A 19,834-nucleotide genomic window follows, 5' to 3' on the forward strand; every position below is an offset into this window, starting at 1 on the left:
CTAATTCCATCTTAATATACGCACGAGTAGTTGTCTATACATTCTAATGAAATTTCCATTTTGTTTAACGAAACATATATTATAATTACGTCTCTCGTAATTATAATATATGTTATTCATTTTTTCCAAAAAGGGACGGTCTCCATCTCTAATGTATGAATTACTTCAATAATGGCATTAATCCACTAGACCCTATCATAATATGTTCCCCATCTGTATTCACTTCTACAGTGCGTTTATTTGTTCCATATATCATTATACCGTGCCGTTTCAATCTCCTTAATACACTTTGGTGAGGATGGCCATACGGATTGCTACTCCCATACGAAAGAATAGCGAACTGTGGTTCTACTTTTTTTATAAACGTTTCACTTGTTGAAGTATATGAGCCATGATGCCCAACTTTTAATATATCTGCATGTACATCAAATTGCTTTAATATCTCATGTTCCGTCCGTACATCAGCATCGCCCATCAATAAAAAGTCAGCCTTTCCATATCGAACCTTTAAAACAATTGAGGATTCATTATTTTCATCTTTCGATTTCCCATTGTTTAATACCTGTATAGAAACATGTGGATCTAGCGGTATATATTGTCCTTCCTTTACCGAAACAAAAGGTATTCCCCTTTTCTTAATATTATTTCGATACGTATGATATGTAAAAGAGCTATATGTTTTTCCACTATCTAGTATAAGTGAGACCGGCATTTGCTCTACAATCGGAATTAGTCCACCAATATGATCCATATCAGGATGCGTACTAACAATAACATCTAAATGGTTTATCCCTTTTTCGATTAGTTTTTGAATGATAACCTCTCCTGCTTCATAAGGTCCTCCATCAATTAACATTGTTTGTCCATTTGGCAATACAATAAGTGTTGCATCACCTTGTCCAACTTTTAAAAAGTTCACTTGCATTTTACTAAGATGTTGCCGCTGCATATGTAAAGGAGACGTAGCATGAATAGACATCATATATCTTTTAGCCGAGGTACTATTTAAAGAAAAACATAATAAAACAGAAATTAACAACAAAATACTTCGTATACCCTTCATAACTCGTCTCCTTTTTTTCACTTAGTATGGCACGGGATATAATTGATATACAAAAAAAGCTTAGCAAAATGCTAAGCTTTTATTTTGATATTTCTTGTAAAGAACCGAAGAATAAATCTGCTTCATTCATTTGTTCACTCTCTTCAGAAAGTAGCGGTAAATCATCTAATGTTTTCAATCCAAATGTGTCCAAAAATTCTTTTGTCGTTCCATATAAAATAGGACGCCCTGGACCTTCTGCTCGGCCAGTTTCTTTTATAAGTAAGTGTGAAACTAACGTTTGTAGTGCCTTGTCCGTTTTTACCCCTCGAATCTCTTCCATTTCTGTCCTTGTAATCGGTTGACGATATGCAACGATCGCTAACGTTTCAAGAGCAGCTTGAGAGAGTGAGGCAGCTGTTGGGATATCTATTAATTTCTGATAGTACGAAGCATGTTCTTTCTTTGTAGCAAAGCGATATACTTTTGCATATTGTACAATTTGCAAACCGCGATGTGCACCTTCATATTCTTTTTGCATTTCTTCTAAAATATCTATTACTTCATTCACTTCAATTTCAAGAACTTTCGCTATTTGTTCTGGATAAATCCCTTCATCACCAGAAACAAACAAAAGCCCTTCAATGATTGATTTTTGTTCTTTTCTATCCATTGTCCGAGCTCCTTCCTCCTATTTTCTCATTAAAAATACACATCAAAAAACCGAATCACAATCAATGCGTTCGGTTCAATATTTCTTTTCTTGTTCCAAACGATTCATTAAAACGTAACATGAGATAAACTGTTTCTCTATCCCATTTCCCATACAAGCTCTATGCGGATTTATTAGAACTCGATACAAAAATTTCATCAAAATTATGTTCTTGCTCAATGCTAATTTGTTGTTTTTTCATAAGCTCAAGAACCGCTAAAAATGTTACAACCATTATTTCACGTTCTTCATCAGCAAACAAATCATAAAAACTTTGACGGCCACCTTTTATTTCTAACTGTTTTAGAATATCAGTCATTCTTTGTTCAATTGGTATTTCTTGACGAGTAACTCGTGCTGTTACAGGTTTCTTTGCTTTTTTACGGCGCATTAATTTTTGAAATGCCGCTAGCATATCATATAACGTAACATCAAGAGGTAAGCTTGTCTCCTCTTCTTGTTGCAACGATGTAAAATCAATTGGCGGACGTGTATATAGCTGTGCTCTTTCTTGTTCTCTTTCTTTTAACTCAGTAGCAACTTGCTTATATTTCTTATATTCAATTAACCTCTCCATCAATTCTTGACGAGGGTCATCTATAAAGTCATCACCATTATCAAGTACATCTTCTTCATGTTTCGGCAACAACATTTTACTTTTAATTTGCAATAACGTTGCAGCCATTACTAAATACTCACTTGCAACATCTAATTGTAGTTCTTTCATCGTATGGACATAAGACAAATATTGTTCTGTAATATCCGCTACAGGAATATTATATATATCAATTTCATAACGATGTATTAAATGTAACAATAGATCTAAAGGCCCTTCAAAAGCCTCTACTTTAAAATTATACTGCACAAAGCATCCCACCACATTTTTTCTATAACAACATAAGTATAGAGCATACTCATGTTCTATCCAACCTTTTTAAGAAATTTAATTAAAAATAGACCTATGCCTATGTCATCATGCCCACAGCTTCATATGATAACAGTGTAGTAAGAACAATGTAGGAGGTCAAAAAACTATGGGTCACGTTGATTGCGGTTTTAGCGGTGGGTTCGCATTACTTGTTGTACTGTTTATTTTACTAATTATTGTAGGGGCAGCTTGCTTCTGCTAACATGAACAATAAACGACTAGGGAAAATCCCCTAGTCGTTTATTGTTCATATTTCTATGATACACTTGTATTTATAATCGTTAGATAGGGGCGAAAAATATGTATCCTACCGAATACATACAATTTTTAATTCATTTTCACGGAGACTATGACTATTTTGAATGTCACGAAATATTGGAAGAGTATTGGAAAACCAAACCGAGAGGAAATCGTGATGATTACTTAGTCGGTCTCATTCAAGTGGCAGTTTCTTTATACCACCAAAGACGCACTAACTGGAATGGCGCCACAAAGATGATGAAAAGTGCAATCACAATTTTAGAAAAAAACAGTGCACTTTTACAACGTTTAGGAATCAATCAAGCGCAACTTCTACCCTTACTCAATGAAAGAGTGCAATCTATACAAAAAAAAGAAAGTTTTGTACCGTTATTTTTACCATTATCGGACACATCATTGGAAAAGAAATGTATGCAGTTATGTCAGAAACAAAACCTTCCGTGGAAAGATATGAACGCTACTCCTAGTGAATATATCCTACACAAGCACACATTACGTGATCGAACAGAAGTCATCACTGAACGCAAAGAACAATTACAAAAAAGAAAGCAGAGATAATAAACTACTTATCCCTGCTTTCATGAATGTATATTTTGTTCAAGCCCTTTACACTTTTCGCAAAAACTAGCTGTTTGCTCATTTCCGCAAATTGTAAACTCAAGAAATTTGCTCTTTAACTCTTGAACCATCATCGTCCCAATTCCCATATGACGATGAGACGGGTTCACACTCAAATGCTGAATTTCTAATACTTGATTCTCTTTTTTTACAATCCCCATTATTCCAACAAAATCTTCATTTTGCTTCCACAAATACAATTGCCAATCCTCTTTCGCTTCATACTCTTTCATTGTCAATTGTAATGTTTTCACATCTTTTTCAGTTGGCATAAACGAAAGAAGCCCCATTGCAATTTTTTCATAACTTTTTTTAAAACGAATTAACATAACCCTTATCCCTTCTTACAAAAGTTACAAACTATGAATCCCCTCAATCACTCTTTTCATATCACATTCATTTTACAATATTTTCAACAGAGTGAGAAGAGCCTAAAACAACTTGATAATCATACAAAGCGAAAAGAAGAAAGTCAAATATATGTTTCAGTACTATTTCTTTCTAAGTAGATTTTAATAAAAGACAATGCTATATGATAGTTAAAAGTAACATCCGCTACTCATTACCGCTTCATTATTAGTCACCATAGAGCAACTTAATTCTAGCAAAATTAATATAATAAAAAATGTTTATTGAAACATATAATCTAGTGTATTCTATGTAATTTGTTAAAAGTTTGTTCTCATAAGTCATATATTTTAGCAACAATTACAGTACAGTTTGTATCATGTACTGTAAAGAAAATACTCATTCCTATTTAAAAAATAAAAAAGAGAGCAAAAGCTCCCTTTTTCCATAACTTACTCTTCCCAAACTTTAACTTCTTTCATCACATCGCCTTGACGCATGTTTAATACTGTTTCAATACCGCTTGTCGCTTTACCAAATACAGTATGTACGCCATCTAAATGCGGTTGTGGCTCATGAACAACAAAGAATTGGCTACCACCTGTGTTACGGCCAGCATGTGCCATAGAAAGTGATCCTACAAGGTGTCTATGAGGATTTCCATCCGTCTCACATGGGATAGAGTAACCTGGGCCACCTGCACCTGTTCCTGTTGGGTCTCCACCTTGGCTTACGAAGCCAGGAATAACGCGGTGGAATGTCACACCATCATAAAATCCTTGCTCTGCTAATTTTTTAAAGTTTTCTACTGTTTTCGGTGCTTCTTCTGGGAAAAATTCCAATTCGATTTTTTCACCATTTTCCATTAATATGTATCCTAAAGTTTTCATATGTATATGTCTCCTTTCAAGTATCTCAGCACTATATTACCACATTCATGACTAGAAACAAAAAAGAATCCGACAATCTACATACTTCTTTTTCGAAATGTGGACAAAGCTAGGTGACAAATAAGAAATATATACTATAATAACTGTGTTGCCCGAAAATTTTAGAAAGAGAAAGGGAGCGATTTTTCGTGAAAACGAAATTACTAGCTCTGCTATTAGCTGTAACGGTATTTATGATGCCAACAGCTTCATTTGCAGACATCATTGAGGGAGAATCAATTGTTACACTAGGAGAAAACTTATCTGAACAACAAAAACAAGATCTGTTAAAAGAAATGAAAGCACCGAAAGATGCTACAATTATTACTGTGTCTAATGCGGAAGAACATAAATTTCTAGAAGGAATTGTTCCAAAAGCACAAATTGGTACGCGAGCAATTTCCTCTTCTATGATTACATACACAAAGCCAGGATCTGGTCTCATTGTACGTTCAAAAAACATTAATTCAATAACAGATGCAATGTACACAAACGCACTTATTACAGCAGGTGTGAAAGATGCAGAGATTCAAATTACTGCACCATTTAAAGTTTCAGGAACTGCTGCTTTAACAGGTTTAATGAAGGCCTATGAAACAACATCGAACAAAGCAATTCCTGAGGAAGTAAAAAAAGTAGCCAATGAAGAGATGGTGCAAACGGCCCAGCTCGGCGATAAAATTGGTGAAGAAAAAGCAGTTCAACTTGTTGCAAAAATTAAAGAAGAGATTGCAAAAGAGCAGCCAAAAACAACGGAAGATTTACGTTCATTAATTAAAAAAATTGCTGATCAACTCGGCATTACATTAACGGATGAACAGTTGGATAACTTAGTAGCGTTATTTGATAAAATGAAAAATCTTAATATCGATTGGAATCAAGTTGGCAGTCAGTTAAATAAAGCAAAAGAACACGTTTCTGCCTTTTTAGGGTCTGAAGAAGGGCAAAGTTTCCTAGATAAAGTTAAAGATTTCTTCTCAAGTATCATTGATTTTGTTAAATCTTTATTCAAGTAAAAAGAAGCTCGTCAGTGACGAGCTTCTTTTTTATACAAGTAACGGTAATTTCATAACAGCTTCTTCAACCGAACGAACAACATAATTTGCTTTCTCCTTCACATATGGATGAGCATGATGAAGAGTAAATGAATGCGGGGTTACTTCAAACATTGAAATGTCATTAAAAGAATCTCCAATGCAGGCAACTTCATTTGCTTCAATTTTTAAATGTTCCATTAGTCGCCTTAAAGCACTCCCCTTACTTACACCCCTTGGCATAATATCAACATAACGTTTACCTGATATAAAAACTTCCGCTTCACTGTGAAACGTATTTCGTAACTCTTGATCTAATGCTACAATTTTCTCTTCTTCTCCAAATACAAATAATTTCGCTGGATGTACAGTCTTACCAAATTCTTCTTCTAACGCTTCTATTTCAGCAATATGTACCCCCATATACTCTTCAAAAGTATGATGATTTTCATTTTTTCTTTTTGTATATCGCTGCTCATTTGCACAAACAATATCTGCTAGTCCTTTGTTATGTATATATCGATATATTTCCTGGGCAACACTATCTTCAAAACTTGATTCATGAAATATTTTACCGTCCGGCAGTAACATTGTCGCCCCATTTAAACCTGTTGTGTAATACGGGAATGAAAACTTTTTTACGACTTCATCAATTCGGTGAGTAAAGCGGCCAGAGGCAAAACAAATATTTGTCCCTTTTTCAGCTAGCCAACAAAGTGCACGTTCATCTTCTTTTTGCATATCATTCACATTGTAAACGAGCGTGTCATCTAAATCACTTACAAATAATTTAATCATGTCCTCTTCCCCTTTCATACACAATATCTACTCTAAGTGTACACAAAAAATGTTTGGTTTTTGTTAAAAAAAAAATAAATTTTCAATAAAAAAATAAACGGGAGCATAATCCCGTTTATTTTTGTCTTCTTACATTTTGAGGTCGCACAATACTAGGACGCACTTTTAAACTAGACATAGTTGGTCGGAGTAAAATTTTCGTTAACGCGCCCCAATCAAATGGTAGAAACGGCCATAAATACGGTGTTTGTAAACTTTTTATAGACGTTAAAAATAAAATCAATATCGTCATTCCAATTACAAACCCTATCTCATGGAAGAGACCTGTTAAAATAATTACAAACAATTTCCCAACCTTATTTCCTAGTCCTAATTCATAGCTCGGTGTTGCATATGCCCCAATCATCGAAACAGCTACATATAAAATAACTTCTGGTACAAACAACCCTACATCAATGGCAATTTGACCAATTAATATAGCAGAAATTAACCCCGCCGCAGACGATAACGACGTCGGAGTGTGAATGGCAGCCATTCTTAAAAACTCAAGTCCGACCTCTGCCATTAACACTTGTAATAAAATTGGTAAATGCGTCATCTTAGTCGGTCCAATAAAAGCAAGATTCGGTGGCAAAAGAGTTGGATCAAATACAAATACTAACCAAAATGGTAATAAAAATAACGAGAAAATAACACCTAAAAAACGTACCCAACGTAAAAATGTACCTACAGCTGGATTTTGTCTAAATTCTTCTGCATGCTGTAAATGGTGGAAATATGTTGTTGGAGTGATCATAGCACTTGGTGATGTATCAACCAGTACTAACACATGTCCTTCTAACAAATGGTTCGCTGCTACATCTGGCCTTTCTGTGTAGCGAATAAGCGGGAATGGATTATAACCTTGTTTGACTACAAATTCTTCCACCGTTTTATCCGCCATCGTAATCCCATCTACTTCAATATTATTTAATTCTTGTTTTATAATCTTCACTAAATCTGGATTTGCAACATCTTGTACATATGTAATACAAATATCGGTTTGTGATCTATCCCCTACTCGAACCATTTCATTTCGAAGACGTGGGTCGCGAATCCTTCTACGAATTAACGCTGTATTTACAACGATATTTTCAACAAAACCATCCCTTGCACCACGTACTACCTTTTCTGTATCTGGTTCTGTCGGTGTCCGCCCCGGATAACTACGAACATCAATTGCAAAAGCTTCCGTTTCACCTTCCACAAATATAACAATAAGCCCTGATAATACTTGGAGCATTACTTCATCCATCGTTTTTACTTTACTTACTTGTTGATGAATTAAACGATTCTCTAAAAGCTTTACTGTATCTTCTTCTACATCCCTTATTTCATTTGTATCCACCGCTTCTTCTAAAATAGGGATAATATAATTCGTATCACAAAGTCCATTTACAAATAACACACCAATTTCTTTGTTTAAAATTTGAAATTTACGAATACCAACATCATATGTGACACCCAATCCAACAGTTTGCTTTAAGTAATTTTCATTATCACTTAAAAAAGACGAAATCGGGATATTCACTTTTTTAGGCTTCGTCATAAAACCCACTCCTTTCCAAAATTAATTGAATTGCTTTTCTAGTAATAGGTGATCCTCTCTCCCATTCATCATTTCCACACATCTTACCAATATCACCGACCCCCACAATGACTGGAACATTCAAATCATCTAAACAATAAATCGTATCCCCACTAATCCTGCCAATTTCACCATCTGGAAGTCCAAATTTATCAACACCGTATTCTGTTAAATTCCCATTCCGATCTACGCTTACATCTACACGCGCCCATTCCCAATGATGTGTATTAGATGCTACCGCTAAAATACCAAGTACATCAATTTGTTTATGTGTGGCTACATATTTTAAAGCCTTTTCACCAGATCCTTCTCCAATAAATCCACTGTCATCAAACATGACAAATACAGGGTCATATGGCGTTTGCATAATAAGCTCAACAACTTTCTTCCCTGTCAATTTGGTTGGATTACTTTGCGATGCTGAAATACACCTGCCCCCAAATTCCTTTGTTAACAGCTCAATTGTCCGCTTTGCATATTCATCTCCATCTGTTACCAAAACAACCCTTCGTCTCATTTGATTTATCCTTTCGGTTTACATATAAGTGCTACAAAAAATGAAAATAATATAGCTGCGGAAATGCCCGCAGACGTTAAACTAAACATGCCGATACCAATTCCTAAATACCCATGTTTTTCCGCCGCATGCATTGCTCCGTGTAATAGTGAATGTCCAAAACTTGTAATAGGGACTGTTGCTCCAGCACCTGCAAATTTTATAAGCTTATCATACAATCCGAATCCGTCTAAAATGGCTCCGACAACTACAAAACTTGCCATTAAATGGGCCGGTGTTAACTTTGCAAAATCTAACAATACTTGTCCAATTACACAAATCGCTCCTCCTACAAGAAATGCATATACAAAATCCACAATTCACTCTCCTTTAACTCTTTCAAACACAACACCATGCGCAATTGTTGGAATCGTTTCCTTTTGTTGCATCATCATTGGGCTCAATAAAGCCCCCGTTGCAACGACAAAAATGCGTTGTAAATTCCCTTTTTGCATTTCACGTAATAAGTGGCCGTATGTGACAACAGCGGAACAAGCACAACCACTGCCACCTGCAAACACTTCTTCTTGATTTGAATCATAAATCATTAATCCACAATCATTGTATATATGCCCAAGGTCATAACCTTCCTCAAGTAAAAGTTGTTTTGCAATTGGTGTCCCAACAGCCGATAAATCACCAGTAACAATCAAATCATAATCAGCTGCGCTTCTTCCTAAATCTTCAAAATGCTGTTGGATTGTATGAGCAGCAGCTGGTGCCATTGCCGATCCCATATCTAAAGGGTTCATAATTCCTAAATCTTGCACTTTTCCAATCGTAGCTGCCGTAATTTTAATTGCACTTTTTTCTTTGCTAATTAATATGGATCCTGCACCTGTAACAGTTGAATTTGCGGTTTCTGGCTTTTGTCCCCCATACTCTGTTGGATAACGAAATTGCCTTTCAGCCGTTGCATTATGACTACTCACCGTAGCTAAGACACGATTCGCAAATCCACCGTCTATAAATGCTGATCCAACTGCTAAAGTTTCCATTGACGTCGCACAAGCGCTAAACATTCCTAAAAAAGGAATCCCCCACTGACGCGCAACATAATTCGCTGTCACTGTTTGATTTAATAAATCGCCCGCTAAAAAGAAATCAATTTGTGATGTTTTTATATTCCCTTTTTGCACTGCTTGTTGCATTGAGTCTGACATTAATTTTCGTTCAGCAAGTTCCCAGTTTTCCTCTCCACAATGCAAGTCATTATATGAAATATCAAAACATTTTCCAAGAGGGCCTTCAGCTTCTTTCGGACCGACAGCAGTACCCGTTGCATTTACGTAAATATCATTTTGAAATACCCACGTTTGTTTTCCTGTCAACCTCATACTCGCCCCTCCTTTAAGACATAAAAATTTTAAAAGTATATCTTATTAATCCGATAATATATGCTCCAACAACGCCAAACACGATAACACTTCCTGCAAGCTTAAACATGTTTGTAGCAATCCCTAGAACAATCCCCTCACTCTTATGTTCTAGCGCAGCGCTCGCCATAGAATTTGCAAATCCTGTAACTGGTACTGCCGATCCTGCTCCAGCAAATTGACCGATTTTATCATATACACCACATCCTGTTAAAATCGCCGACAATAAAACAAGAGTTGCAACTGTCGGATTTCCTGCCTCTTGTTCACTAAAGTGAAAATAATGTATATAAAATTTCATCAATATTTCTCCGACTGTACAAATGAGCCCACCTACAAGAAATGCCTTCACACAATTTAGCAAATAGTTTGGCTTTGGATGGTACTCCTTCACTTTATTTATGTAATCATCTTTCAGTTTTCGGTTTGTCATTTATATATTGCCTCCTACTTTACGAAATAAATCCAGTGAAACAATGAGCCTATTACTTTGCCAAGTACAAGAGCAACGAGTAAAACAACAATTTTCCCCTCTACCCCGACTCGTTTCGCTAAAATAGGTAAAACATTTAATACTTCCGTTAATGCCGCAGCAAGCATTCCAATGAATGTGCCACAAAATAAACCTAATATTACAAGCCAATATTGCGATGTTTGAAATGTAATGTTTTTCAAACTACACCAAGCCCCAGTTAAAGTCCCCGCAATGACAGCCCACTCAAAATATTGAATATGCTTTCCACTTCTCGTTAATTGAGCTAAACGAGGGATTATACCAAGTACAGCTAAAAAGGCAACATATCCGCTACCTACTGCAATCCCGCCAGCTAAACCAATTAATATAACAAACCCATATTCAATCATCGGCAAGCTGTTTCGTGTTATCCTTGTTTTCATTAACAATTACATATTGATCAAGTGACTGTTGATATTGAAACATCTCAACTTCTAACGGACTCGGCTCTTCATTAATTCGCTTTTGAAATACATGATTAAAAAATAAAACCATACCTAATCCAAGACCTACTGAATAGGGAACTTGAAATAATAGTGGTTGCTCCTTAAACTCTCCAGTAATCATGTAATATAACCGCTGGTGTACTTGTTGCATACTTACATCCTCATGGAAATAAATGATCGCAAGGGCCGCCCCAATGAACAACAACAACCATACAAGCCCAAAGAAAATTGGGGGCACTTTCTTTTTTTCATATATAATTTCAACAAGAGTTTGTCCAGAACCTAGTAAATTAATTTGTACATGAGATGCTTTTTGTTGAATAATTTCAATTACTTTCATAACATCAATTACAACATGCGTCTTATCATGTGCTGTTACGTTGTAAACTATTTCATTTTGTAAAGACTCAACTACAAAAGAATCTCCTGCAAGTTGAGCGACATCACTCAGCTTTATTTCATACGCAGGAGAAATTTTTAAACGATTGCGCATTTTAATATAGATCGTTCCTTCCAATTTTCATTCACCCCTTCACTCTTCCTCGTAGTTGTAGTATGGTTATTGAATTTTTTTCTAATACAATTTTTTCATAAAAAAACATCTGTACCGTTTCGGTACAGATGTTTTTAGCTTATGCCTTTTTCTTAAATAAATTTGCGATACTTAATGTAAGTCCTCCCCAAATGACTACGATACCAGTAACCATCATCATAATCGCTGATCCACTCATCATGAAACACCTCGATCTTTCCATTCTTTTTCAAGCTGGGCAGAATCTGAATGTATTTGTGCATTCCATTTTTTCAAACCAATAACTAGTGCGACTAGAAGGAATGCTGCCGCTATCGACCAACCATATGTTACAACAAATTCCGTCGGATAATCTCCGTAGTTTTTTTTAATATTTTGGATTACACCATCAATTAACATATACCCTAACATGAGTGGAGTAATAACGAGTAAACTCACTCTCCAAAACGTTCCTAATTTTATATCAGATACAAAGTTAGCATGATTTTGGTAAATAGGTAGACGGCGCAAGATAAGACCTATCGTAACCACTTCAGCTAGTGCAATTGTAATTAATCCAAAATTATTAGCGAAATAATCAACAACGTCTAGAAACATAAGCCCACCACGTGTTGCAAAAACAAGAGAAACTAACACGAGAAGTGTTCCCATAATTCCAATCGTCTTTTGACGACTCAAACTAAATTTTTCAGATACAGCCGCAAAGCATACTTCCGCAAGTGAAATGAGTGATGTAATTCCAGCAACAGTTAGCGATAAGAAAAATAATACTCCAAATAACGGTGACATCGGTAATTCATTAATAATTTGTGGGAATACTACAAACGCAAGCCCTACGCCAGCACTCGCAACTTTATCAACTGGTACCCCCATGTTATTTGCCATAAATCCAAGAGCAGCAAAAACTCCAATTCCGGCTAATAATTCAAATCCTGAATTTGCAAACCCTGTAATAAAAGCATTATTTGTTGTATCTGAGTTTTTCGGTAAATAACTAGAATACGTAATCATAATTCCGAATGCTAGAGATAAACTAAAGAAAATTTGTCCATAAGCAGCAAGCCATACTTTCCCATCAAAAATACGACTCCAGTCTGGTTTAAAGAAGGCATCTAACCCTTGCATCGCACCTTCCATCGTCACTGCACGAACAACGATAATTAAAAACATAACAACTAATAAAGGAATAAAAATGCGATTAACAACTTCGATTCCTTTTTTAACACCTTTGAATGCAACGCCAAGCACAATAATCCAAACGAGAGCTAACGGAATTAATACTTCTGGCACAAGCCCCCCAAATTGCCCTGGTTTATCTGCAACATGTAAATATTCTTTAAATAAAAATGATTGCGTGTCTTTCCCCCACGCTCCAGTAATTGCAAAATACGTATACGAAATAGACCAAGCGATAATTACTGCATAATATGTTGAAACGATAAATGTTACACACATTTGCCACCATCCAATAAATTCAGCACGTGGATGAATACGGAAGAATGTAAGTGGTGCAGAACCACGATGACGATGCCCAAGAGCGAATTCGAATGCTAGCAATGAAATACCAGTCGTTAATAATGCAAATAAGTACGGTAAAAAGAATGCACCTCCTCCATTTTCATACGCTGTATAAGGAAAACGCCATATGTTTCCTAATCCAACGGCTGAGCCGACCGCTGCGAAAATAAATCCAGCCCTCGTTCCCCATTGTTGCCTCGTTTCCATGTTTCCTTCCCCCTTTATGACAAGTTCATACTTGGATTATATTTTAAATTAACTAAATTATCAATAAATTCTGTTAATTTTTGAGAAAATTAACAACTCCCTCCTATTAAAGTCATAAAAAAATCGAATAGACAGTTATTCATCTATTCGATCTTTCATCTGTTTTAATATTTTCTTTTCAAGTCTTGAAACTTGTACTTGCGAAATACCTATGCGCTCTGCTACTTCTGATTGGGTTTGATCTTTATAATAGCGCAAATATACAATAAGACGTTCTCGTTCATCTAATTCTCTAATTGCTTCTTTTAAAGCTATTTTATCAAACCATTTCGTTTCAGATTGATCTGCAATTTGATCTAAAATAGTAATAGGGTCTCCATCATTTTCATACACGGTTTCATGTATCGATGAAGGAGGACGACTCGCTTCTTGCGCCAGAACAACTTCTTCAGGCGTTAGTTCTAGCGCCTCTGCTACTTCATTAATCGTTGGAGCCCTTCCGAATTCTTTCGAAAGCTCGTCTCTCATCTTTCGAATTTTGTTGCCTGTTTCTTTTAAAGATCTACTTACTTTCACTGATCCATCGTCACGTAAAAATCGTTGAATTTCTCCAATAATCATTGGAACTGCATATGTTGAAAATTTCACGTCGAAAGATAAATCAAATTTATCTACCGATTTTAAGAGCCCAATACATCCAATTTGAAATAGATCGTCTGGTTCGTATCCTCGATTCAAAAAACGCTGTACAACCGACCATACTAGACGCATATTACTTTGAACAATCGTATCTCTTGCTTGTTGATCTCCACCTTGACTTTTTTGAATTAACGCTTTTAGCTCGTGGTCCTTTAACTGAGGTTTCTTCTTCTCATTTTTGACCTCTATGTCCATAGGCTATTCTCCTTAATTGCATAGAGCGTTACTATTTGATAAGTATTTTGTCAAATGGATTGTTGTCCCGAAAGATTCGTTTGAAATAACTTCTACTTCATCCATAAAATTTTCCATGATAGTAAATCCCATTCCGGAACGCTCTAATTCAGGTTTAGTTGTAAAAAGGGGTTGTCTTGCCTCATCTAAATTAAAGATGCCAATCCCTTCATCTCGAATCGTGAGTTTCACCATTGCCTCTTCCAAAATTACAGAAATATAAACAGTACCTTCTGCATTTCCTTCGTATCCATGAATAATTGCATTTGTAACCGCTTCTGACACAACAGTTTTAATCTCCGTTAGCTCATCCATCGTTGGATCTAGTTGCGCAATGAATGCTGCCACTGTAACGCGAGCGAATGATTCATTTTGACTTAATGCTGAAAATTGAAGGTTCATTTCATTTCTCATTTATGCCACCCCCAACGTCGCGAGCGCGTGCGCTTCACTTTCTTCTAAGCGAACAATTTTGAATAAGCCCGACATTTCAAATAAACGCTTAACAGGCGGTGAAATTGCACAAACAACCATTTCTCCACCTAATCCCTTTACATGCTTATATCGGCCTAATATCACACCTAAACCAGAACTATCCATAAATGATAAGTTCTCTAGGCTCAAAACAATGTGATGAACACCATGTGTCTCAATCATATCTGTCACTTTCGTTCGCAACTCTTCAGCAGTATGATGATCTAATTCACCCGCTAGTCTCACACATAGGACGTCACGTTTTACTTCTAATTGCATGGAAAGACTCACACGATTTCCTCCTTATGCTCAAACTTTACTCATTTACATACATAAAGATTTTCGTGATACAACATAAGAATCCTTCCTACTGACAAAAGAAGAACTATTTCGCCATAAAGTGAAACCATTCAACAATTATTTACTTACATACGAATAGAAAAGCGGCAAAATGTTTGCCGCTATTTTGATGTTGAAAACATCCCAAAACTTCTTTTAAATAACTCCCACCAGCTTGCTGCAGCAACATTTTCTTTTGCTACGATTGTTTGTTTTAATAAAACCTCTTTATCTTTTTTAATAACAAGCGTGCCAAGTGCATCACCTTTTTTAATCGGTGCTTTCACTTTCTTTTCAGCAATTACTTCTTGCTTTACTTTGTCCATATTTTCGCCCTTCTTCATAAGAAGAGACACATTATCTGATGCAACTAAATCTACTTTTTCTTTTTTACCTTTTCCTACTTGTACAGTCTTAATTTTTTCACCGCGCGTATACATTTTCTTCGTCATATATTGACCAAATGCATAATCAAGAAGCTTCGTCACTTGATTGTTCCGTTCTTTAGATGTAGGTGCTCCCATAACAACTGAAATAACACGCATGCCATTTTTTTCAGCCGATGCTGTTAAGCAATATTTTGCTTCTGTTGTAAAGCCCGTTTTTACACCATCTACTCCAGGATAAAAACGCACTAACTTATTCGTATTGACGAGCCAAAACTTCTTATCCGTATCTTCTCGTAAATAATCTTCGTATTTACCTGTGTATTTGCGGATAAGTGGATACTTCATCAATTCTCTCGCCATTATAGCCATATCATTTGCTGTAGAATAATGATCTTTAGCCGGGAGACCTGTCGGGTTTTGAAAATGTGTATTTTTCAACCCTAAATCTTTCGCTTTTTTGTTCATCATATTTACAAATCCTTCTTCTGAACCAGCGATATGCTCTGCTACTGCAACAGATGCATCATTTCCAGATGCAATGGCAATACCTTTTAGCATTTCATTTACGGTCATCTCTTCCCCAGGTTCTAAAAAGATTTGTGATCCACCCATTGAAGCTGCATGTTCACTTGCTCTAACTTTATCGTTTAGTTTTAGTTTTCCTTTTTCAACTTGTTCCATAATTAATAGCATTGTCATAATCTTTGTCATACTAGCAGGTGGTAACTTTTCATTCGGATTTTTATCAAATAAAACTTTACCTGTATCTTGCTCAATTACGATTGCTGACGATGCTTGCTCCGCTAACTTCGGCGCGGTTTCTTCTGTTTTCTCCTGCTTCGTTTTCTCAGATTGTGCAAAACTAACTGAAGTACCAGAAAGCAATAACATGAAACAAACAAGTATTCCAAAAACTCGCTTCATGACTAACCCTCCATTCTATATCAGACCTATTTTTTCCAATTTATTATTTTTTAATACCATATTTTTCTATTTTTTTCAGTTGACAAATACATTCATATCCTATATTGTATTAAGTGCATTACGCATAGTAGTACACTTAATACATATGAGGAAGGAGACATTGCTCTTGCATATTCAACTTGATCCAAGAAGCAACACTCCGATATGGGAACAAATTGTTCAAAATATAAAAGAACTCGTATTAAAAAACATGTTAGCTCCAAGTGATAAACTTCCTTCTGTACGCGAGCTCGCTTCATTACTTGTTATAAATCCAAATACAGTGAGTAAAGCGTATCAAGAATTAGAGCGACAAGGGATTATTGAAACGTTACGAGGAAAAGGAACATTTGTATCCCAATCGATTACCCCAACATTAGACGAAAGGAAAATCGCTATGGTTGAAAAGCAATTTCATCAATTATTACTAGAAGCCTCTTATCTTGGGATTACGAAAGATAAAATTCATGATTGGATAGATTCATACTATAAAGAGATTGGAGGAAATATGGATGCTAAAAGTGACAAGTTTGAAGAAAACAATTGATAATCAAACGATTTTAGACGATGTTTCTTTCACATTACAAAAAGGTAGTATCGTCGGATTACTCGGAAGAAACGGTGCGGGGAAAACAACTTTATTACGAACGATGATCGGCATTTTAGACCCAGATGAAGGCACAATTACATATGAAGATACAGATATTCATATGCATCCTGAAATGAAACAAAAGGTCGTATATGTCCCAGATTCTACTAACATACTGAACGGATATACAGTAAAAGAAATCGTGAAATTTTATAAAGCAGTTTATACAGCATTTGATGAATCATATTTCTACGAACTGCTTGAACGTTTTAACTTACCAAACAAGCGGATTCGTAGTTACTCAAAAGGAATGAAAGCGCTGCTTGCGATCATTTTAGCCGTTGCTACAAAAGCAGAGTATATCATTTTAGATGAACCGACAAATGGGCTCGATCCTATCGTTAAAAGACAGATTTTGCAGTTTCTCGTTGGAGAAGTTGCAGAAAAAGAGATTACCATTTTCATCTCAACTCATCATTTAGATGAAGTGGAACAAATTGCAGATACAATCATTATGTTAAAAGGCCATACCGTGGTATCTATTACTTCACTTGATGATGCAAAATCACGATTTGCAAAAATACAAGTAGCTTATGAACGGTCATTACCTCAAAAACTAGAAAACTTAAGCAATATTAAAATATTAAATCAAACAGGAAAAGTATTTACCATCTTAATTGAGGGAAATGTGGCAGCTACATTAGAAAAGTTTCATAAAGAACAGCCACTGCTCATTGAGGAATTAACCATGTCGCTCGAAGATATTTTTATCACAACGTTTGAGGAGGATTCGCATGTTTCATAAAGCTTTATGGATGAGGCAATGGAAGCAAGGAAAATATATAATTCTATTATTTTGGTTAATTAGTTTATATCAACTACCTTATAAATATTATCAAGAAGCGCAAATGCAGCTAAAACAATCACAAATGAAGTTTGGTGACTATGCATATTACTACTCCTACTATTTTCAGACATCTGATGGTGCCGTCTTCTTTCAAGGAGCTACTCTTATTGCACTTGCTTGTCTTTTAATTGGATGGGAACGTAACAATCAATCAACTGATTTTCTATTCTCGATGCCTTTTAAACGAAAAGATATTTTTTTAACAAAATGGTGGCTTGGTGTTTTGAATATTATTACAGTGCAAATTGTTTGCTGGATTAGCATGTACGGAATAAAGAACATGTCGTTTCACAATGAGCATCAAATCTTTACTCCGTTCTATAGTTACTTTCTATATGCTACGGTTGTACTTATCGCTATTTATACATTCACCTTATTTATCGGAACCATTACTGGACATATATTCTCTCAAAGTAGTTTAACTATCATTCTATTATTTTTACCATACGGTTTGGGATTGTTAATTTCCGGATTCATTTATTCCCATACACAATGGTCTTTAGATGCAATGGGAGAAATAGAGAACCATACTCATGAGTACTTACAACATATAGGTATCATTTCACCATTAGAATCTTTTTCTATTACTTATGATTACCACCCAATAGAAACATTTGATGACTATGGCAATAAACTTTCTAGTGTACCACAGGACAATCCAATGGAGCATACTTCTGTACCTTCTCCTTGGACACTATTAACACCATTTGCTTACATCATTATCTTTTTATCAATGGCAACCTTTCTATACACACGTACACCGAACGAACAAAACGGAAAAATACTATTGTTTCCTAACTTGCAAAAATGGTTCATGATTTGCACTGTTCTATGCTTCGGACTGCTTGGCGGTAGAATATTAGGCGGACGAGATGCACTACTGTCTTATTATGTTGGATTTTTCCTATTTGCTATCATAAGTTACTTCATTTTTACACGTCTATTAAAATTGAAGTTTGCTTTTGTAGGGAAATAAATATGCATTAAGGTGGTGGATACATGTTTCAAAAAGCATTATAGATGTGAGACTATAAACACGGAACAATGGCATTAATAGAAGCTGACGAAAAAAGTCATACAATGACAAAAGAAAGATGTTAGGAATTATTTAACTCTTATATGAACTAAATAAAAAAGGCATTGCACAAGAGCAATGCTTTTTTATTATATATATCCCGATCTAAATAAAAAGGTTATTTCACATTCTCTCTTCTTTTCCCATACTCTTTTTCTTGCTTCGTTCCAAATCCGTCACCATTTGCTACGATTTGATCTGTTGGAGCAACTATACTTTCAGCAATTCTCCATTCTCCCCCTTGTTGAATAAACACTTGCATAAAATAATTCATTCCATTTAACTGATACGGATTTTCTTTTTTCACTTCATAACGAGCTGCAACATAATACACTTGAACATTTTCAGCCTCAAACTTAGAAATATATTGTGATAATCTCGGGATGTATTGTGATGCTTTCTGAAGTGGAAGTTGTTTTACTTTTACAAGAGAAGACTTTGTCACATTGCTTATCGTATCTTCATGCCGCATGTTATCACTATGATGAAATAAAATGGCATTCTGCATAGAACGAATCCATAGTTTTGAATATAAAACAGGTTGCTTATTTGAAATATGTTGTAATTCTTTTTGAACGACATGAATTGGCGTTGCGGCATCCACGAACTTATTAAAGCAGAACATACTTCCAATCATAATGAAAAGCGTAAAAATACGTTTCATAATTTTTCACTCCGATTCTTTTTAATTAAAGTATTGGAGTTTCAAAATATTTTTA

The 19,834-nt window shown here is 35.5% G+C and carries 26 protein-coding genes; 6 read left to right on the forward strand and 20 right to left on the reverse strand.

Annotated elements, in window-relative coordinates:
* Window positions 1-160 precede the first annotated feature (160 nt).
* From JDS95_RS04760 to scpA, 3 genes are all read right to left on the reverse strand, one after another.
* On the reverse strand, window positions 161-1,063 hold the full coding sequence (locus JDS95_RS04760; RefSeq protein ID WP_000676375.1) for a ComEC/Rec2 family competence protein: 903 nt from the start codon (window positions 1,061-1,063) through the stop codon (window positions 161-163).
* A 79-nt stretch (window positions 1,064-1,142) separates the two neighbouring features.
* Window positions 1,143-1,715, reverse strand: coding sequence for a segregation/condensation protein ScpB (gene scpB, locus JDS95_RS04765; protein ID WP_000375175.1), 573 nt, complete (start codon window positions 1,713-1,715; stop codon window positions 1,143-1,145).
* Window positions 1,716-1,875: 160 nt separating this feature from the next.
* The gene (scpA, locus tag JDS95_RS04770; protein ID WP_001199750.1) at window positions 1,876-2,619 is read right to left on the reverse strand and encodes a segregation/condensation protein A; all 744 of its coding nucleotides are present in this window, start codon (window positions 2,617-2,619) and stop codon (window positions 1,876-1,878) included.
* A gap of 169 nt (window positions 2,620-2,788) precedes the next feature.
* On the opposite strand from scpA, the gene JDS95_RS04775 reads away from it, so the two are divergent.
* Both JDS95_RS04775 and JDS95_RS04780 read left to right on the forward strand, forming a co-directional pair.
* Window positions 2,789-2,884, forward strand: coding sequence for a YjcZ family sporulation protein (locus tag JDS95_RS04775; RefSeq protein WP_000510194.1), 96 nt, complete (start codon window positions 2,789-2,791; stop codon window positions 2,882-2,884).
* Between the two features lie 98 nt (window positions 2,885-2,982).
* Window positions 2,983-3,501 (forward strand): DUF309 domain-containing protein, encoded by a 519-nt coding sequence (locus JDS95_RS04780; protein ID WP_000283583.1) that lies wholly within the window; start codon window positions 2,983-2,985, stop codon window positions 3,499-3,501.
* A gap of 20 nt (window positions 3,502-3,521) precedes the next feature.
* Here the strand turns inward: JDS95_RS04780 and ribT are convergent, their stop codons facing one another.
* Together ribT and JDS95_RS04790 are read right to left on the reverse strand one after the other, a co-directional pair.
* Window positions 3,522-3,890 (reverse strand): GNAT family N-acetyltransferase RibT, encoded by a 369-nt coding sequence (gene ribT, locus JDS95_RS04785; RefSeq protein WP_000908405.1) that lies wholly within the window; start codon window positions 3,888-3,890, stop codon window positions 3,522-3,524.
* A 471-nt stretch (window positions 3,891-4,361) separates the two neighbouring features.
* On the reverse strand, window positions 4,362-4,799 hold the full coding sequence (locus JDS95_RS04790; RefSeq protein WP_000853789.1) for a peptidylprolyl isomerase: 438 nt from the start codon (window positions 4,797-4,799) through the stop codon (window positions 4,362-4,364).
* A gap of 188 nt (window positions 4,800-4,987) precedes the next feature.
* Here JDS95_RS04790 and JDS95_RS04795 point away from each other — a divergent pair, with 188 nt between their 5' ends.
* The gene (locus JDS95_RS04795; RefSeq protein ID WP_000850510.1) at window positions 4,988-5,854 is read left to right on the forward strand and encodes a DUF1002 domain-containing protein; all 867 of its coding nucleotides are present in this window, start codon (window positions 4,988-4,990) and stop codon (window positions 5,852-5,854) included.
* A 30-nt stretch (window positions 5,855-5,884) separates the two neighbouring features.
* Here JDS95_RS04795 and JDS95_RS04800 read toward each other — a convergent pair whose 3' ends face one another.
* The 14 genes from JDS95_RS04800 to dacF form a co-directional block, all read right to left on the reverse strand.
* Complete coding sequence (locus tag JDS95_RS04800; protein WP_002044766.1) at window positions 5,885-6,688, reverse strand: Cof-type HAD-IIB family hydrolase; 804 nt, start codon at window positions 6,686-6,688, stop codon at window positions 5,885-5,887.
* Window positions 6,689-6,785: 97 nt separating this feature from the next.
* The gene (gene spoVAF, locus JDS95_RS04805; RefSeq protein ID WP_000165603.1) at window positions 6,786-8,258 is read right to left on the reverse strand and encodes a spore germination protein SpoVAF; all 1,473 of its coding nucleotides are present in this window, start codon (window positions 8,256-8,258) and stop codon (window positions 6,786-6,788) included.
* Window positions 8,245-8,814 (reverse strand): stage V sporulation protein SpoVABEA, encoded by a 570-nt coding sequence (gene spoVAEA / locus JDS95_RS04810; RefSeq protein ID WP_001254416.1) that lies wholly within the window; start codon window positions 8,812-8,814, stop codon window positions 8,245-8,247. Before spoVAEA ends, spoVAF begins: the two co-directional genes overlap by 14 nt.
* A gap of 5 nt (window positions 8,815-8,819) precedes the next feature.
* Window positions 8,820-9,170, reverse strand: a complete 351-nt coding sequence (gene spoVAE, locus JDS95_RS04815) for a stage V sporulation protein AE (RefSeq protein ID WP_000348322.1) — start codon at window positions 9,168-9,170, stop codon at window positions 8,820-8,822.
* Between the two features lie 3 nt (window positions 9,171-9,173).
* Window positions 9,174-10,190, reverse strand: coding sequence for a stage V sporulation protein AD (gene spoVAD, locus JDS95_RS04820; RefSeq protein WP_001241136.1), 1,017 nt, complete (start codon window positions 10,188-10,190; stop codon window positions 9,174-9,176).
* Between the two features lie 13 nt (window positions 10,191-10,203).
* On the reverse strand, window positions 10,204-10,662 hold the full coding sequence (gene spoVAC, locus JDS95_RS04825; RefSeq protein WP_000184907.1) for a stage V sporulation protein AC: 459 nt from the start codon (window positions 10,660-10,662) through the stop codon (window positions 10,204-10,206).
* Between the two features lie 14 nt (window positions 10,663-10,676).
* Entirely contained in the window at window positions 10,677-11,093 is a 417-nt protein-coding gene (gene spoVAB / locus JDS95_RS04830) for a stage V sporulation protein SpoVAB (protein ID WP_000575192.1), read from the reverse strand.
* Window positions 11,086-11,706 (reverse strand): stage V sporulation protein AA, encoded by a 621-nt coding sequence (locus JDS95_RS04835; RefSeq protein ID WP_000399262.1) that lies wholly within the window; start codon window positions 11,704-11,706, stop codon window positions 11,086-11,088. Before JDS95_RS04835 ends, spoVAB begins: the two co-directional genes overlap by 8 nt.
* Before the next feature lie 115 nt (window positions 11,707-11,821).
* On the reverse strand, window positions 11,822-11,923 hold the full coding sequence (locus JDS95_RS04840) for a methionine/alanine import family NSS transporter small subunit (protein WP_242474165.1): 102 nt from the start codon (window positions 11,921-11,923) through the stop codon (window positions 11,822-11,824).
* On the reverse strand, window positions 11,920-13,446 hold the full coding sequence (locus JDS95_RS04845; RefSeq protein WP_000450075.1) for a sodium-dependent transporter: 1,527 nt from the start codon (window positions 13,444-13,446) through the stop codon (window positions 11,920-11,922). Before JDS95_RS04845 ends, JDS95_RS04840 begins: the two co-directional genes overlap by 4 nt.
* A gap of 135 nt (window positions 13,447-13,581) precedes the next feature.
* The gene (sigF, locus tag JDS95_RS04850) at window positions 13,582-14,340 is read right to left on the reverse strand and encodes an RNA polymerase sporulation sigma factor SigF (protein ID WP_000350732.1); all 759 of its coding nucleotides are present in this window, start codon (window positions 14,338-14,340) and stop codon (window positions 13,582-13,584) included.
* Between the two features lie 12 nt (window positions 14,341-14,352).
* Window positions 14,353-14,793, reverse strand: a complete 441-nt coding sequence (gene spoIIAB / locus JDS95_RS04855; RefSeq protein WP_001243394.1) for an anti-sigma F factor — start codon at window positions 14,791-14,793, stop codon at window positions 14,353-14,355.
* Window positions 14,794-15,144: an anti-sigma F factor antagonist gene (gene spoIIAA / locus JDS95_RS04860; RefSeq protein ID WP_000059133.1), complete on the reverse strand. Its 351-nt coding sequence runs from the start codon at window positions 15,142-15,144 to the stop codon at window positions 14,794-14,796.
* 170 nt (window positions 15,145-15,314) lie between these two features.
* Window positions 15,315-16,505, reverse strand: a complete 1,191-nt coding sequence (gene dacF, locus JDS95_RS04865; RefSeq protein WP_000831988.1) for a serine-type D-Ala-D-Ala carboxypeptidase DacF — start codon at window positions 16,503-16,505, stop codon at window positions 15,315-15,317.
* Window positions 16,506-16,671: 166 nt separating this feature from the next.
* Between dacF and JDS95_RS04870 the strand changes: the two genes are divergently transcribed.
* Genes JDS95_RS04870 through JDS95_RS04880 form a run of 3 tightly spaced genes read left to right on the forward strand, consistent with a single transcriptional unit; the run spans window position 16,672 to window position 19,016 of the window.
* Window positions 16,672-17,091, forward strand: a complete 420-nt coding sequence (locus JDS95_RS04870; protein WP_085450649.1) for a GntR family transcriptional regulator — start codon at window positions 16,672-16,674, stop codon at window positions 17,089-17,091.
* Window positions 17,057-17,938, forward strand: coding sequence for an ABC transporter ATP-binding protein (locus JDS95_RS04875; RefSeq protein ID WP_199690302.1), 882 nt, complete (start codon window positions 17,057-17,059; stop codon window positions 17,936-17,938). Before JDS95_RS04870 ends, JDS95_RS04875 begins: the two co-directional genes overlap by 35 nt.
* The gene (locus JDS95_RS04880; RefSeq protein ID WP_000468507.1) at window positions 17,928-19,016 is read left to right on the forward strand and encodes an ABC-2 transporter permease; all 1,089 of its coding nucleotides are present in this window, start codon (window positions 17,928-17,930) and stop codon (window positions 19,014-19,016) included. The genes JDS95_RS04875 and JDS95_RS04880 overlap by 11 nt, the downstream gene beginning before the upstream one ends.
* 217 nt (window positions 19,017-19,233) lie before the next feature.
* On the opposite strand, the gene JDS95_RS04885 is transcribed toward JDS95_RS04880, so the two are convergent.
* Window positions 19,234-19,779, reverse strand: a complete 546-nt coding sequence (locus JDS95_RS04885) for a hypothetical protein (RefSeq protein WP_000821092.1) — start codon at window positions 19,777-19,779, stop codon at window positions 19,234-19,236.
* Between the last annotated feature and the right edge of the window lie 55 nt (window positions 19,780-19,834).

Origin of the sequence: Bacillus cereus group sp. N24 (genome assembly GCF_016483345.1) — a bacterium.
Taxonomy (GTDB): Bacteria; Bacillota; Bacilli; order Bacillales; family Bacillaceae_G; genus Bacillus_A; species Bacillus_A toyonensis.

Excerpts from the sequence above, each read along its gene's own strand:
- JDS95_RS04760 (WP_000676375.1), bottom strand. The coding sequence starts at position 1,063 with ATGAAGGGTATACGAAGTATTTTGTTGTTAATTTCTGTTTTATTATGT.
- scpB (WP_000375175.1), bottom strand. The coding sequence starts at position 1,715 with ATGGATAGAAAAGAACAAAAATCAATCATTGAAGGGCTTTTGTTTGTT.
- JDS95_RS04775 (WP_000510194.1), top strand. The coding sequence starts at position 2,789 with ATGGGTCACGTTGATTGCGGTTTTAGCGGTGGGTTCGCATTACTTGTT.
- JDS95_RS04780 (WP_000283583.1), top strand. The coding sequence starts at position 2,983 with ATGTATCCTACCGAATACATACAATTTTTAATTCATTTTCACGGAGAC.
- ribT (WP_000908405.1), bottom strand. The coding sequence starts at position 3,890 with ATGTTAATTCGTTTTAAAAAAAGTTATGAAAAAATTGCAATGGGGCTT.
- JDS95_RS04790 (WP_000853789.1), bottom strand. The coding sequence starts at position 4,799 with ATGAAAACTTTAGGATACATATTAATGGAAAATGGTGAAAAAATCGAA.
- JDS95_RS04800 (WP_002044766.1), bottom strand. The coding sequence starts at position 6,688 with ATGAAAGGGGAAGAGGACATGATTAAATTATTTGTAAGTGATTTAGAT.
- spoVAF (WP_000165603.1), bottom strand. The coding sequence starts at position 8,258 with ATGACGAAGCCTAAAAAAGTGAATATCCCGATTTCGTCTTTTTTAAGT.
- spoVAEA (WP_001254416.1), bottom strand. The coding sequence starts at position 8,814 with ATGAGACGAAGGGTTGTTTTGGTAACAGATGGAGATGAATATGCAAAG.
- spoVAD (WP_001241136.1), bottom strand. The coding sequence starts at position 10,190 with ATGAGGTTGACAGGAAAACAAACGTGGGTATTTCAAAATGATATTTAC.
- spoVAC (WP_000184907.1), bottom strand. The coding sequence starts at position 10,662 with ATGACAAACCGAAAACTGAAAGATGATTACATAAATAAAGTGAAGGAG.
- spoVAB (WP_000575192.1), bottom strand. The coding sequence starts at position 11,093 with ATGATTGAATATGGGTTTGTTATATTAATTGGTTTAGCTGGCGGGATT.
- JDS95_RS04840 (WP_242474165.1), bottom strand. The coding sequence starts at position 11,923 with ATGATGAGTGGATCAGCGATTATGATGATGGTTACTGGTATCGTAGTC.
- JDS95_RS04845 (WP_000450075.1), bottom strand. The coding sequence starts at position 13,446 with ATGGAAACGAGGCAACAATGGGGAACGAGGGCTGGATTTATTTTCGCA.
- sigF (WP_000350732.1), bottom strand. The coding sequence starts at position 14,340 with ATGGACATAGAGGTCAAAAATGAGAAGAAGAAACCTCAGTTAAAGGAC.
- spoIIAB (WP_001243394.1), bottom strand. The coding sequence starts at position 14,793 with ATGAGAAATGAAATGAACCTTCAATTTTCAGCATTAAGTCAAAATGAA.
- dacF (WP_000831988.1), bottom strand. The coding sequence starts at position 16,505 with ATGAAGCGAGTTTTTGGAATACTTGTTTGTTTCATGTTATTGCTTTCT.
- JDS95_RS04875 (WP_199690302.1), top strand. The coding sequence starts at position 17,057 with ATGCTAAAAGTGACAAGTTTGAAGAAAACAATTGATAATCAAACGATT.
- JDS95_RS04880 (WP_000468507.1), top strand. The coding sequence starts at position 17,928 with ATGTTTCATAAAGCTTTATGGATGAGGCAATGGAAGCAAGGAAAATAT.
- JDS95_RS04885 (WP_000821092.1), bottom strand. The coding sequence starts at position 19,779 with ATGAAACGTATTTTTACGCTTTTCATTATGATTGGAAGTATGTTCTGC.